We start from the raw sequence: 13,221 nt of genomic DNA, 5'->3' as shown, positions 1-13,221 counted from the left end.
CAGGCGCCGCCGTTGGCGGCGATGTTCGCTCCGGCGATCCACTGTGCCCGGTCGGAGGCGAGGAAGGCGATGAGCTCGGCGACGTCCCGGGCGTCGCCGCCGCGCCCGAGGGGCACGCTCGCGTATGCCTTTTCGGCGCTGCCTCCCATCGCTCCGACGACGGTCTCCAGGACCTCACTGCCGCCGGGGGTGTCGACCATGCCGAGCGTCACGGTGTTGACCCGGACACCGGACGGTGCGAGCTGTGTCGCCAGCCCCTTCGACCAGCTTTCCAGCGCGGCCTTGGCGGCGCCGTAGTGCATCAAGGGGGCGGGGGGATTACGCGTGATGCCGGTCGTCACATTGATGATCGAGCCACGCTCCGCCTCCTTGAGGGCCGTGAGGGCCGGGTTGGTGACCCGTACGGCCGAGAGGAAGTTGATCGCCAGGGAGTCCTCCCACTCCTCGTCGGGGATCTCGCCGAAGTGAGCGCGGGACGCGCCCGCGTTGTTCACGAGGACATCGAGACCGCCGAGGCTCTCCAGGGCTTTTTCGACCAGCTCCCGCGCGCCTGCCGCGGTGCGCAGGTCGGCCGCGATGAACGTCGAGCCGTTCGGAGTGTCCTCCGAGCGATTGCGCGCGCTGGTGACGACTGTGGCACCGGCGTCGAGAAGACGCTGAGCGGTGGCGGCGCCTACGCCGCGTGACCCGCCGGTGATCAGTACGCGGCGTCCGGCGTACTCCTCGGGCAGGGACGGTGTGGGGATGTACATGAGGTCAGACCTCCAGAGGAAAGGCGCCGACGAGGGTCCGTCCCTCCCCGGCATTACATGAATCATAAAACATCATACTGGGAGTCTGACCAAATCGACGATGCGCCTGAGCCCCCGGGCGAGCCCCCTCCCGGGCCTCCAGGGCCGCCCGACGTTTCGACCCCGCGAGATGCGAGACTGGGTTCGCGACTTCAGGCCCGGCGGCCGGATGACACACACGGCACCGTGCTCGGGCAGATGGGGGAGAGGAGAGCGATGAGCGAGCCCCCGAAAACCAGGGCCTACCGGTCGGACATCCGAACCCGGCACGCCGCGGAAACCCGGCGAGTAGTGCTTGCCTCGGCGGCCGAACTGTTCTCGGCTCGGGGCTACACGGCCACGTCGATCGACGCGATCGCGGAGGCTGCCGGCGTCAGCCGCTCCACCGTCTTCACCGCCGCGGGCGGCAAACTCACCCTGCTCAAGACGGCCTACGACCAAGCCATCGTCGGAGACGACGAGCCGCTCTCCCTCGCGGAGCGCCCCGCCTCCCGGCAGATGCGGAGCCTCACCGAGGGCTCACAGATAGTCGCCCGTTACGCGGGCATCCTCGCCGATGCCATGGCCAGGGTCTCCGCCCTCTACGAAGTGGTACGGGTGGCCGCCGACAGCGAACCGGACGCGGCGCGACTGTGGCAGGACATCCAGCAGCAGCGCCTGAACGGGGCGCGGCGCATTGTTGAGCTTCTCCAGGCCGCCGACGCCCTCGGGGACTCCCTCACCGCCGACCAGGCCGCGGACGTCATCACCATCTACAACGACCCCGGCGTCCATCACCGTCTGGTCCGTGCGCGCGGCTGGAGTCACAGCGCCTTTCAGCAGTGGCTGGCACGCGCGCTCCAGCACGAACTGCTCGAAGACGCGTCGGGAATCGCCTGACCTCGCGCTTACCGGCCGCCAGGCCGCTGGGTCGACGGCGGCGCGAGCGCGAGCAGGCCCGCGCGCAGCCCACTGCGCTGTTCCTCGGTGAGGTGGGCCAGCAGTTGCTGGTCGAGACCCGCCGCGGCCTCGCTGACCGCGGCGAGCAGTTCCCGCCCGTGGTCGGTGATCTCCAGGCGGGCCGCATGGCCGTGGCCGGGCAGGCTCCGCCGTACGGCACCGCGCTCCTCCAGCGCGCGCACCGTGGCGTGCATGCTCTGGGTGGTGATGCCGGCCCGGCGGGCGAGGTCGGAGTAGGACAGATCCGGCCGGTGTGACAGATGCCCCAGCGCGCCGTAGTGCCGCAAGGTGAGGTCCAGCGCGGCGAGTTCGTCTTCGAGCCGGCGGCTCAGCACCCGTCCGGCGGTCACCAGCAGAAGTGTGAGGGAGTCCGGCGTCGTCGGCTCGTCTGCATCTGCCATGTCTGTCATCTTCGCACAACTCGATCAAGGGACCCGAGGTCTCTGGAGGCCATCTATCAGCTTGGGTTACAGTCAAGCTGATAGAAATTCGGCCCTCGTGGGAGAGGACGTGTGGACGATGGATCAGGACGAGAAGTGGTCGAACGCGGTGTCGGGAAATCCGCGGTGGCTGCGCGGGGTCTCGCTGTTCGAGACGGTGTCCCTGGTGGTGCTGGTCGGCAACCGGCTGACGATGGGATACGCGGGGCTCGCCTCGCTGGTCGGGCCGCTGCACGGAACGGCGTACCTCGCGACGATCGCGATCGGCTTCAGCGCCGGACTGTCGCGCCGGGCCCGGTGGCTGTGTGTGGTTCCCGGGGTGGGTGGCCTGCTCGCTCTGCGTGCGCCCCGATCCCCGCTGGACAGCGGACATCCGCTACCTGATGTGGACGGAGTCGTCATGGCGGACCGCGTCGCCGCGAACTTCCCGGGAGCCGAACTCCCGGTGACGGCACGGAGTCAGGGGCCGCGACCGTGAACGCGCTGCTGTTGTCCGTACACATACTGGGCGCGATCATCTTCATCGGCCCGGTGACGATCGCGACCAGTCTGTTTCCCCGCTACGCGCGGCTGGCCCTCGAACACCGCGGCCGCCCGAACGGCGCCGACACCTCGGCGGTCGAACTGCTGCACAGGATCAGCAGGGTGTACGCCGTACTGGGCCTGTCGGTACCGGTGTTCGGCGTCGCCACGGCGGCCGGAATGGGCGTGCTCGGCGATACGTGGCTGATCGTCTCGATGGCGCTGACCCTGGCCGCCGCACTGCTGCTCGCCCTGGTGCTGCTCCCGGGACAGGTGGCTGCCATGACCGTACTGCGCGTCGAGCGGATGCCGGGGGAGAGCGCGGCGACCCTCCCGGCGGCGGCGCCGGCAGCGGCGGGTGGCGTGGTGGCGAGCGGTCTGGCCAGGCTGGGCATGGCGTCCGGGGTCTTCGCGCTGATCTGGTCCGTGGTGGTCGTCCTGATGATCGTGCGCCCCGGCTCGACGACGGGCGTCTGAGGGCGAACGGCACAGCGACCGCGGCGACCAGGGCGACCGGAGCGCCCCGCCGAGCAGCCCACGCCGAAGCGGATACGCGCCGAAGCGGATACGTGCCGGACCGGCGCGCCCGCCGACAACTGCCGCGTCATCTGGACGATGGTGGACAGGCACAAGATCGGGCAGTGCCGGCCGCACGTTCCGGACCGCGTGGCCGAGGGCCCGGACCGTGCAACCGCACGCACGAAGGAGGAGAGCGGATTGACAGACGATTCTTCCCAGGTCGCCGAACCACAGCCGGTCCTCAGTCCCCTGACGACGGCTGCCAGTTTCCTGGTCGTGACCGTCGACCGCGGAGGCGAGTCCGCCGTACGGGATCTGCTGGAAGACCTGGCGGGGCTTCAGCGGGCGGTCGGATTCGGCTCTCCCGAGGGGAAGCTGAGCTGCGTGGCCTCGGTCGGCTCGGAGGCCTGGGACCGCCTCTTCGACGGGCCGCGCCCCGCCGAGCTGCACCCATTCCGCGAGATCGCAGGCCCCAAACACCGCGCGGTGGCGACACCGGGAGATCTGCTGTTCCACATCCGGGCCACCCGCTCCGACCTGTGTTTCCGGCTGGCAGCCGAGATCATGGACCGGCTGCGGCCCTTCGTCACCGTCCAGGACGAGGTGCAGGGCTTCAAGCACATGGACTTCCGTGACCTCCTCGGCTTTGTCGACGGCACGGAGAACCCCGTCGGGAACGCCGCGGGCGCCGCGGTACTCATCGGCGAGGAGGACGCCGACTTCGCGGGCGGCAGCTATGTCATCGTCCAGAAGTACCTGCACGACCTGAACGGATGGGACGCCCTCCCCGTCGAGGCGCAGGAGAAAGTGATCGGCCGCCGGAAGGCGACCAATGTCGAACTGGACGAAGACGCCTCCCACGTGACCCTGAACACCATCACCGACCCCGACGGCACGGAACGCAAGATCCTCCGTGACAACATGCCGTTCGGAAGCCCGGGGAGGGGCGAGTTCGGGACGTACTTCATCGGCTACTCGCGTACGCCGGACGTCACCGAGCAGATGCTGCGCAACATGTTCCTCGGCGTACCGCCGGTGAGTCACGACCGCATCCTGGACTTCTCCACGGCCGTCACCGGCACTCTGTTCTTCGCGCCGACGGCGGACTTCCTCGACGATCTCCCGGACCCCCCGGCCTCCACGAACGGTGCCGGCGTCGCGGACGAGACCCTGCCCCGGACCGCGATTCCCGAGCCGGCGGCGCACGACGAGAACCTGACCCCCTTGATCCCCGGAGACGGTTCCCTCGGGATCGGCGACCTGAAGAGGAGTACCACCTCGTGAACAACCTGCACCGCGAACTGGCCCCCATCTCCTCCGAGGCCTGGGCCGACCTGGAGGAGGAGGCGCGCCGTACGTTCACCCGGCACGTGGCCGGCCGCCGGATCGTCGACATGCCCGCGCCCGCCGGGCCGGAACTGTCCGCCGTCCCGACCGGCCATCTGGACGCCATCGAGCCGCCCGCGGCGCATATCGAGGCGCACGTACGCCGTTCGCAGCCCGTCATCGAACTGCGCGTACCGTTCACCGTCGACCGCAGGCAGGTGGACGATGTCGAGCGCGGCGCCAAGGACCCGGACTGGCAGCCCGTCAAGGACGCGGCCCGCCGGCTCGCCTTCGCCGAGGACCGCGCGATCTTCGAGGGCTACCCGGCCGCCGGCATCGAGGGCATCCGTGCGAGCGCGTCGAACCCGGCACTCACCCTGCCCACGGACGTCCGTGACTATCCGGACGCCGTCAGCCAGGCCGCCTCCGCGCTCCGGCTGGCCGGCGTCGACGGTGCCTACACGCTGGCGATGAGCGCCGACGCCTACACGGCGGTGACCGAGACCTCCGACCACGGCTACCCGATCCGTGAGCACTTGGCCCGTGTCCTGGACGGCGACATCATCTGGGCTCCGGCCATCGACGGGGCCTTTCTGCTCTCCAGCCGGGGCGGTGACTTCGAACTGCGCCTCGGCCAGGACGTGTCGATCGGCTACCTGTCCCACGACGACACCGGTGTCCGCCTCTACTTCCAGGAGACATTCACGTTCCTCGTCTACACGACGGAAGCCATCGTGGCGTTCAACCCGCCGCCCAGGCCCGGCGCTTGACCGGTCGCGCCGGAAGGGGGGCGCCTATCGGCCGGCCGGGGCGAGCAGCTCAGCCATCAACCGGCCGAGTGCCACCGGGTCTTCGGCGTGGGCGAGGTGGCCCTGATGTGCCAGCAGGGTGGTGCGGGATCGCGGAAGGAGGTCCACGACCCGGTTGAACGCGGACCCGTACGGTTCGGCGTCCTGATTGTGCTCTCCCAGGATCAGTTCCGCCCTTACGCGGGACCACTTGGCCGGGTCGGGGTGGAAGGCGTTGATCGCGGTCAGTTCCGCCGCCAGCGGTATCGCCAGGAGGCGGAGCGTCTTCCACGCCGGCGACGCCCGTAGCGCTTCGAGCCGCTCCCGTGGAGACCGCGAGATGTCGATGTTCACGATCTCGACCGCACGGTCGGGGTCCGCCTCGCGGAGCGACGGCAGGGCGGCCATCCCGAACGGCGGGAGCACCGGCTCGTACGCGACCACCGGTCCCACCACCGGTCCCGACGCAGATCCGTCGGCACCGGTCCGCGCGGCCGCCTCCAGCGCGATCGTGCCGCCGTAACTCCACCCGGCGAGCCGGGTCTGTCCGAACTCGGCGACCCATGCCAGCAGGTCCGCCACCTCGGTGTCGATCCCGTACCCAGGCCCGAGGTCGCCGCTGGGCGCCCGTCCCCGCCGGTCGAGCACCAGCACCGGATGGGGCAGGTCCATGGCTTCGACCACGGGCCGGAACGCCTCGGCGTCGGCCATCGCCCCGGGTACCACGACGACCGGAACTCCCTTCCCCGGCCGCCACAGCCCGTGCAGGCGAACCCCGTCCCGTTCGATCGTCCGCGACTCCATACCCGGCTCCCTCATTTCCGTAGTGATCGTTCCCGAAATGAGCTTAGCCCGCCCCGCCGACCGAGGTCCAGTAGCATCCTGGTGTGCGCACACGAGGCAGGCCGAGGGCCTTTGACCGGGAGCGGGCGCTGGTGGCGGCCACGAACCTGTTCTGGACCCGGGGCTACGACGGCACCTCGCTCGCCGATCTGACCGAGGCGATGGGGATCTCTCCCTCCAGCCTCTACGCGGCCTTCGGCGACAAGAAGACGCTGTTCCGTGAGGCCGTCATGGGGTACGCGCAGCGCTACACGACTCTCCACATCGAGGCGGTGGCGGAGCCGACCGCGCGGGAGGCGGTTGAGCGGCTGCTCCGTACGACCGCCGACGAGTTCACGGACGCGGACCGGCCGACCGGTTGTCTGACCGTGAGCGCCGCCATGACCGGAGGCTCGGACACCATCGACGTCCGGGAGGCGCTGCGCACCCAGCAGGAGGCCCACGCGCGGATCCTCAGCGAACGCATCGAGGCCGACGTCGCCGGGGGGCTCCTGCCCGGGGACACCGACGCGGGCGCGCTGACCGACTGGGTGCAGACGCTCTGGCAAGGCCTGTCGAACCAGGCGAACAACGGTGTGAGCAGAGAGCGGCTGCACACGATCATCACCACGGCGCTGGCTGCCTGGCCCCGGTGATTTTCCCGGGCTCGGAGTGTGTCAGAGCCTCGCCGCTCCCGGGGGCAGGTCGAGGGATTTCCCGACCGTCGCACACAGTTCCCGGGTCGTGTCGAGGAACGCGGCCACTACGGGGGAGCGGTCGGCCGAGCGGAACGACGCGACCGGTTCGGGCAGTTCGACGGGCGGCGTCACTTCGCAGAACAAGGTGTCGGTCCGGGCGGCCGCCCGCACGCACGCCGGGCCGAGCCCCCTGATCCCGCAGGCGGCCGGCCCGATGGTGGTGTGTACATCCCTCGCCCCGGTCGCCGCGCGCAGAGCGCGCGCGTCCTCGCCGAGAAGTGCGCGGAGGGCGGCGGCCGCGTGGTCGCTTCCCGCGAACCGGCCCTCCCCGAGGGCGCGTTGGCCTTTCACCGCCGAGGCCGGTGCACCCACGCGGTGATCCGCCCCGAAGAGGCACACCTGCTTTCCGATCTGCCGGGCATTCCGCTGTCCGCGCATCTGAGCCTGCTCGGCGGTACGGGCCTGACGGCGTACGTCGCGTTCATCCGCATCGGCCAACTGCGCGAGTGCGACGCCCTGTTCGTCTCCGGCGGCCGGGCGCGGCGGGCGGTGTCGGTACCGCCATCGCCGCTTCGGGCGCCTGCTGGGCGCCGGGCGGCTGGTGGGCAGCACAGGCTCGGCGGCCAGGGCGGCGTATCCGACACAACAGGTCGGCAAAGCCTGCGCATGGAGGGATTCCTGGTCCGCGACCACACCGAGGTGCGGGAAGAGTTGTACGCCTTCGCGGTGCCCCACCTGCTCAGCGACCGGCCGGCGCGGGACGAGACGGTTGTGGAGGGCTTCGCATCGATCGTGGAGGCGTTCCTGTCCCTGCTGTGCGGCGGCAACACCGGAAAGATGATCGTCAAGTCGGCCTCCGCGTAGGCGAATTCGGCGGCGGCCACGATCTGCCGACCGCGATCGCGGCCGCCCCCTCGCCGTAGCCGACCGACCGCTTCAAACTAACCCTTAACTTTCATTTGACAGGTTAGTGACCTCATGGTTGAGTCGCACCACCGAAAGCAACCAAGGGGGTTGGCCATGAGCGTCGTTCATCACCGCTACGCGACCGTGCGAGGGCAGCAGATCTTCTACCGGGAGGCAGGGCCGGCCGACGCCCCGGCACTCGTGCTCCTGCACGGGTTTCCGACCAGCTCGTTCATGTTCCGCGATCTGATCCCGATGCTGGCCGACGGGTATCGGGTGATCGCCCCGGACCACCTCGGCTTCGGCCTGTCCGACGCCCCGGCCGCCGACCGGTTCGACTACACCTTCGACGCGCTGACCGATCTGACCAAGGGGCTGCTCGACCAACTCGGCGTCACCCGCTACGCGCTCTACGTCCAGGACTACGGAGCCCCCATCGGATGGCGCCTGGCCCTGAACGATCCCGGGGCGATCACCGCGATCGTCAGCCAGAACGGCAACGCGTACGACAGCGGGTTCGTCGAGAGCTTCTGGACGACCGTGTGGGACTACCAGCGCGCGCAGACCCCCGAGACCGAAGCCGCCGTTCGTACGGCACTCACGCTGGAGGCCATCAAGTGGCAGTACGTCACGGGTGTCCCCGACGAGACACTCGTCAGCCCTGACACCTGGAACCACGACTACAACCTGGTCTCCCGGCCCGGCAACGACCTCGTCCAGCTCGCGCTGTTCCGCGACTACGCCACCAATCCGCCCCTCTATCCGCGCGTCCACGCCTACTTCCGTGAACACAGGCCGCCGTTCCTCGCTGCCTGGGGCAAGAACGACCCGATCTTCGGTCCCGCCGGGGCGGACGCCTTCATCGAAGACCTGCCCGAGGCCGAGGTCCACCTCATTGACGGTGGTCACTTCCTCCTCGAAAGCGCCGGCGAGGAGGTCGGCGAAATCATCGGCTCTTTCCTCGACAAGGCCGATCTCAAGGCATAGCTGCCACAGGTGCGACGGACGAGCGGAAACCGATGCGCTAGGACACTTGCGGCCGAGTCACGGCGTACGGAATCCGCGTTGCTGCACCGTCCACAGATTTCCGTCAGGGTCTGAGAAGTCCACGAAGCTGGCGTAGTCCGTGTGCTCCGGATCCACTCCGGCGGCCCAGCCGCCCTTCCACTCGTCAATGGGTGACTTGTGGCGGATGTCGCCGATCTCGACACCGTGCCGGGCCAGTTCGGCTCGCGCGGTCTCGATGTCCCGCACCACCAGGCACAGTCCGCGGGCAGAGCCTGGCTCGGCATCGGTGAGGCCCACGCCGATCTGTACCGAGCAGGAGGAACCCGGCGGCGTCAATTGTACGACGCGGAAATTGTCGGCAGGACGGTAATCGACGTCCAATCCGAAACCGGCCTGCTGAGTGTAGAAATCCAGCGACCGGTCGACATCGCTCACCGGAACAGTCATCACTTCAAGTAGATAATCCACACAGCAACTCTGGCTCAGAATCTCGCCGTATGCCACTCGGCGCGTCGCTGTCGGCATTCTCGATTCTGCATGCCGTCCAAGGAATCCAAGGAGCCCCATGTCCAAGAACCCCTTCGTCCTCGATCCCACGGCTCGGCGCCGCACGGAGGAAGAGGCCGAACTGCACAGCGCGGAGGGGCCGGTACTCGTCGATATTCTCGGCGAGCAGGCGTGGGCCGTGGGCGATCCGGAACTGCTGGCGCGGCTTCTGACCGACCCCCGGGTGTCGAAGGACCCGCGGCAGCACTGGCCCCGGTTCATCGCGGGCGAGATCGTCGGAAAGTGGCCTCTCTACCTGCAAGTGGCGGTGGACAACATGTTCACCGCATACGGTCCTGACCACCGGCGCCTGCGCCGTCTGGTCAGCCCCGCTTTCGCTCTTCGCCGCATGACGTCGCTCATGCCGTCCGTCGAGCAGAACACCGAAGATCTCCTCGACGAGCTGGCCCGCCGGGCGGAAGAGATCGTCGACCTCAGGGACGCCTTCGCCGTTCAGTTGCCCATCCGGGTCATCAGCGATCTGCTGGGTGTCCCGGAGGCGATGCGGACCAGGTTCCGGTCCACGATCGACAGGATCTGGGACACCACCTCCACCCCCGAAGAGGCGACCGCCAGCACGGCGGACGTCTACGCGATGCTGGAAGAGCACATACGGGCGAAGCGCGCCGTCCCCGGTGACGATCTCACCAGCGTGCTGATCGCCGCGCGCGACGACGAGGGTGACGGAACGGCGTTGACCGAGCGAGAGCTCATCGACACCCTGCTGCTGGTCGTCGCGGCCGGATACGAGACGACGGTCAACCTCATCGACTCCGCCGTCACCGCGCTCCTGGCCGATCCCGCGCAGCTCGCCCACGTACGGGAAGGACGGGCGACCTGGGACGACGTGGTCGAGGAGGCGCTGCGATTCGCCGCGCCGGTCAGCCACATGCCGATGCGGTACGCGGTCGAAGACATCGAGGTGTCCGGCGGAGAGACCATACGTAAGGGCGACGCGATTCTTCCCTCGTTCGGTGCGGCGAGCAACCATCCCAGGATTCATGGGGAGAGCGCGGCCCAATTCGATGTCACCCGGGAGAACAAGTCCCATATGGCATTCGGCCATGGCGTTCACTACTGCCTCGGCGCGCCACTGGCACGAGCCGAGGGCGTCACGGCCCTGTCGGGCCTCTTCGACCGCTTCCCGCACATCCGGCTTGCCATGCCCCTGACGGAACTCGAGCCTGTGCCCAGCATTCTCGGAAACGGCCACCGCTCCCTGAAGGTGCGCCTCCAGGCTGAGTAACCGCACAGGTCGGCATAGGGCATAGGGCACACGGCACACGGCGGCGGACCGGCGGAATGTCTGACGTAAGTGTGACGCATGGCAACCACGCCTTGCGGCAGCGGTGTTGTGTCCGCAGAATCGGCTGTCTTCATCACTTCACAGGGAAAGGTACGGTCATGACCAAAGTGGTCGCCTTCGATGTCAACGAGACATTGCTCGATCTGCGCACACTGGACGAGCCGTTCCGTCAGTTGTTCGGGTCCGTGACCTTCCGCACGCAGTGGTTCAGCACCATGCTGCAGTTGTCCTTTGTCGGAGGCCTTTCCGGATCGTATGTGGACTTCAGCTCGGCTCAGCGGGGCGCTTTGCGCATGCTCGGACTGCGCGAGGGAATTCCGCTGACCGAGGAGTCCGTCGAGAACATCGTCGGACGGATGAGTTCGTTGCCCTGTTATCCGGAGGTTCCCGAAGCTCTGGGCAAGCTCGGGGCCGAGGACGTGAAAGTGGTCGCGCTGACCAACTCGGTCGCGAGGGTCGCCGAGGCGCAACTGACGAACGCCGGTGTCCGGGACCTGTTCGACCGGGTGATCTCCGCAGACGCGGTGCGCCGGCTGAAGCCCGCCCCGGAGCCCTACCTCAGCGTGGCGGACGCCTTCGGGGTCGCCCCGGCGGACGTGCGGCTGGTGGCCGCGCACTCCTGGGACATCACGGGCGCCCTCCACGCGGGGTGCCGGGCGGCGTTCGTCGCGAGGCCCGGGCAGGTGCTCAGCCCGATCGGCCCCCAGCCCGACATCATCGAAGCGGACATCACGGGAGCCGTCGAACGCATCATCGAGATCGACATGACCAAACACTAGAAGTGGGCAGTAAGTCTTTTTGCACTCGTCGCGCCAGAGAGCGCTTTCTGCGCTCTGGTCAGGTGTGATGATCCGAATCGTCAGCACCTAGGAAACGGCGGATTCTGTCAGAAGCGTTGACGAAAGGAAAACGTATGGATTTACATAGCGCCTAGTTGGCATGCGCACACCATCCGAGATGGGTGCCACACGATCGGAACCGATGCCCATGCGCCCGTACCCGTCTCCCCACACAGGCCGCGCCCGCGACACCACCACGGCGGGCGCACACATGGGCCACAGGTCTCCGGTCAGGTTTTCCCCGGTCCTCCCCGTCCCCGGAAACGACGCCAACTCCGTCCACACCGGCGCCCGTTCGCTGGTACGGCGGCCCGCCCGCACGCAGTGACCCCGCCCCGGCGCGGTTCCCCACACAAGGAGTTCACGTGCAGTTACTGTCTCCGTCCAGGCATGTACGACGCCCGATGCTGACCTTGCTCACCGTCTGGCTGGCCGCCTGTGCCGCGCTGCTCTGCCTCTTCGCCCCCACGGCCTCGGCGGCCCCCGCCGCGGCGGTGCGGCTGATGCCGCTGGGTGACTCCATCACCGCGGGATCCAACATCGCGGGCGCCTACCGTACCCGGCTGTGGCAGCGCGCCACGACCGACCACCGCCAGGACGACTTCGTGGGATCGCAGAAGGGCGGCCCCGCACAACTCGGCGACCTGGACCACGAGGGACACCCGGGCTGGCGCATCGAGCAACTCGACGCGCAGATCGCGGGGTGGCTCGCGACGTACAAGCCGCAGACGATCCTGCTGCACATCGGCACCAACGACATCACGCAGAACTACGACGTCGCCGGCGCGCCCGCCCGGCTGTCCACGCTGATCGACCACATCACCGCGAACGCGCCGACGGCCGAGGTGTTCATCTCCAACATCGTGCCGTTCGTCAACCCGGGCGTCGAGACCAGGGCCAAGCCGTACAACGCCGCGGTCCCGGGGATCGTCAGCCAGTGGGCGGCGAAGGGCAAGCATGTCCACTTCGTCGACATGCACTCGGCCCTGACCACGGCCGACATCTCGTCGGACGGGGTGCATCCCTCGGCGACGGGCTACTCCAAGATGGGCGACCGCTGGTACCAGACCCTGACCACCGGTCCCTGGATCTGATACCCCACAGCCCCGACTCCTGGCGCACGTCAGGAGAGTGACTCCAACTCCCGGACGGCGGACTGAGCTCCGCCGTCCGGGAGTTGGCATTCACGGCCGCTGCCGCCCGCGCAGGCGCGGGCGGCAGCAGGTCAGTAGGGGTACTGCCGGCGGCCGCGGTTCAATGAGATCCACTGGTGGGTGGTGAACTCGTGCAGACTCCACTCGCCGTTGAGCCGGCCGTAGCCGGAGTTCTTCGTGCCGCCGAAAGCGACCAGCGGCTGATCGTCGATGGACGTGTCGTTGATGTGCACCATGCCGGTGTCCAGCCGCTTCGCCAGTTCGGCTCCATGGTCGAGGTCCCGGGTGTGTACGGCTCCGCTGAGCCCGAAGGGCGTGTCGTTGGCCATGGCGACCGCCTCGTCCTCGGTGTCGAACCGCATCAAGCACACGACGGGGCCGAAGAGTTCGGCCTGAGCGATGCGCATCCCGGTGGTGACGTCGGCGAGCACGACCGGTGAGAAGAGTGTTCCGTCGGCCGGACCGCGCAGCAGTGGATTCGCTCCGTCTTCGATGCCCTGCTCGACCAGCCGGCTCAGGTTGTCGGACTGCCGCTGGTTGATGAGCGGGCCGATGACGGTGGTGGCGTCGTGGGGGTCGCCGACGGGCAGTGAGCGGACCTTCGCGACGTACCGTTC

Annotated in this window: 17 protein-coding genes; 11 read left to right on the top strand and 6 right to left on the bottom strand. The window is 68.5% G+C overall.

Features of this window, described 5'->3' with window-relative positions; all coding sequences use genetic code 11:
• Positions 1-752: oxidoreductase (locus QR77_RS00860; protein WP_063797979.1), on the bottom strand; the 752-nt coding region annotated here is incomplete at its 3' end.
• Between the two features lie 255 nt (positions 753-1,007).
• Between QR77_RS00860 and QR77_RS00855 the strand changes: the two genes are divergently transcribed.
• Entirely contained in the window at positions 1,008-1,670 is a 663-nt protein-coding gene (locus QR77_RS00855; protein WP_040019200.1) for a TetR/AcrR family transcriptional regulator, read from the top strand.
• Positions 1,671-1,678: 8 nt separating this feature from the next.
• On the opposite strand, the gene QR77_RS00850 is transcribed toward QR77_RS00855, so the two are convergent.
• Positions 1,679-2,131 (bottom strand): MarR family transcriptional regulator, encoded by a 453-nt coding sequence (locus QR77_RS00850; protein WP_052488430.1) that lies wholly within the window; start codon positions 2,129-2,131, stop codon positions 1,679-1,681.
• Positions 2,132-2,249: 118 nt separating this feature from the next.
• Here QR77_RS00850 and QR77_RS47670 point away from each other — a divergent pair, with 118 nt between their 5' ends.
• The 4 genes from QR77_RS47670 to QR77_RS00830 all read left to right on the top strand — a co-directional run bounded on the left by QR77_RS47670 (position 2,250) and on the right by QR77_RS00830 (position 5,307).
• Positions 2,250-2,648 carry a hypothetical protein gene (locus QR77_RS47670; RefSeq protein ID WP_063797977.1) on the top strand — a complete coding sequence of 133 codons (399 nt, stop codon included), beginning with the start codon at positions 2,250-2,252 and terminating at the stop codon, positions 2,646-2,648.
• A complete protein-coding gene (locus QR77_RS00840; protein WP_040019198.1) occupies positions 2,645-3,169 on the top strand; it encodes a hypothetical protein in 525 nt (174 codons plus the stop codon). Before QR77_RS47670 ends, QR77_RS00840 begins: the two co-directional genes overlap by 4 nt.
• A 240-nt stretch (positions 3,170-3,409) precedes the next feature.
• Positions 3,410-4,495, top strand: coding sequence for a Dyp-type peroxidase (locus tag QR77_RS00835; protein ID WP_040027037.1), 1,086 nt, complete (start codon positions 3,410-3,412; stop codon positions 4,493-4,495).
• Positions 4,492-5,307, top strand: coding sequence for a family 1 encapsulin nanocompartment shell protein (locus QR77_RS00830; protein WP_040019195.1), 816 nt, complete (start codon positions 4,492-4,494; stop codon positions 5,305-5,307). Before QR77_RS00835 ends, QR77_RS00830 begins: the two co-directional genes overlap by 4 nt.
• Before the next feature lie 24 nt (positions 5,308-5,331).
• Here QR77_RS00830 and QR77_RS00825 read toward each other — a convergent pair whose 3' ends face one another.
• The gene (locus tag QR77_RS00825) at positions 5,332-6,129 is read right to left on the bottom strand and encodes an alpha/beta hydrolase (RefSeq protein WP_040019194.1); all 798 of its coding nucleotides are present in this window, start codon (positions 6,127-6,129) and stop codon (positions 5,332-5,334) included.
• A gap of 83 nt (positions 6,130-6,212) precedes the next feature.
• On the opposite strand from QR77_RS00825, the gene QR77_RS00820 reads away from it, so the two are divergent.
• On the top strand, positions 6,213-6,803 hold the full coding sequence (locus QR77_RS00820; protein WP_040019193.1) for a TetR/AcrR family transcriptional regulator: 591 nt from the start codon (positions 6,213-6,215) through the stop codon (positions 6,801-6,803).
• Positions 6,804-6,824: 21 nt separating this feature from the next.
• On the opposite strand, the gene QR77_RS44750 is transcribed toward QR77_RS00820, so the two are convergent.
• Positions 6,825-7,217 (bottom strand): hypothetical protein, encoded by a 393-nt coding sequence (locus QR77_RS44750; protein WP_201778780.1) that lies wholly within the window; start codon positions 7,215-7,217, stop codon positions 6,825-6,827.
• 3 nt (positions 7,218-7,220) lie between these two features.
• Between QR77_RS44750 and QR77_RS45700 the strand changes: the two genes are divergently transcribed.
• Together QR77_RS45700 and QR77_RS00805 are read left to right on the top strand one after the other, a co-directional pair.
• Positions 7,221-7,709: a hypothetical protein gene (locus tag QR77_RS45700; protein WP_150130333.1), complete on the top strand. Its 489-nt coding sequence runs from the start codon at positions 7,221-7,223 to the stop codon at positions 7,707-7,709.
• Between the two features lie 156 nt (positions 7,710-7,865).
• Positions 7,866-8,738 carry an alpha/beta fold hydrolase gene (locus tag QR77_RS00805; protein ID WP_040019192.1) on the top strand — a complete coding sequence of 291 codons (873 nt, stop codon included), beginning with the start codon at positions 7,866-7,868 and terminating at the stop codon, positions 8,736-8,738.
• Positions 8,739-8,795: 57 nt separating this feature from the next.
• Here the strand turns inward: QR77_RS00805 and QR77_RS00800 are convergent, their stop codons facing one another.
• The gene (locus QR77_RS00800) at positions 8,796-9,227 is read right to left on the bottom strand and encodes a VOC family protein (protein WP_173476256.1); all 432 of its coding nucleotides are present in this window, start codon (positions 9,225-9,227) and stop codon (positions 8,796-8,798) included.
• 97 nt (positions 9,228-9,324) lie between these two features.
• Here QR77_RS00800 and QR77_RS00795 point away from each other — a divergent pair, with 97 nt between their 5' ends.
• The 3 genes from QR77_RS00795 to QR77_RS00785 all read left to right on the top strand — a co-directional run bounded on the left by QR77_RS00795 (position 9,325) and on the right by QR77_RS00785 (position 12,544).
• A complete protein-coding gene (locus QR77_RS00795; RefSeq protein ID WP_040019190.1) occupies positions 9,325-10,551 on the top strand; it encodes a cytochrome P450 in 1,227 nt (408 codons plus the stop codon).
• 158 nt (positions 10,552-10,709) lie between these two features.
• Positions 10,710-11,390, top strand: coding sequence for a haloacid dehalogenase type II (locus QR77_RS00790; protein ID WP_040019189.1), 681 nt, complete (start codon positions 10,710-10,712; stop codon positions 11,388-11,390).
• Between the two features lie 425 nt (positions 11,391-11,815).
• Positions 11,816-12,544 (top strand): SGNH/GDSL hydrolase family protein, encoded by a 729-nt coding sequence (locus tag QR77_RS00785; protein ID WP_201778779.1) that lies wholly within the window; start codon positions 11,816-11,818, stop codon positions 12,542-12,544.
• A 131-nt stretch (positions 12,545-12,675) separates the two neighbouring features.
• Here the strand turns inward: QR77_RS00785 and QR77_RS00780 are convergent.
• On the bottom strand, positions 12,676-13,221 hold a 546-nt coding region (locus QR77_RS00780), incomplete at its 5' end, for an aldehyde dehydrogenase family protein (RefSeq protein WP_040027034.1).

Origin of the sequence: Streptomyces sp. 150FB (assembly GCF_000818195.1) — a bacterium.
Taxonomy (GTDB): Bacteria; Actinomycetota; Actinomycetes; order Streptomycetales; family Streptomycetaceae; genus Streptomyces.
This window is presented reverse-complemented; position numbering and strand designations above follow the sequence as displayed.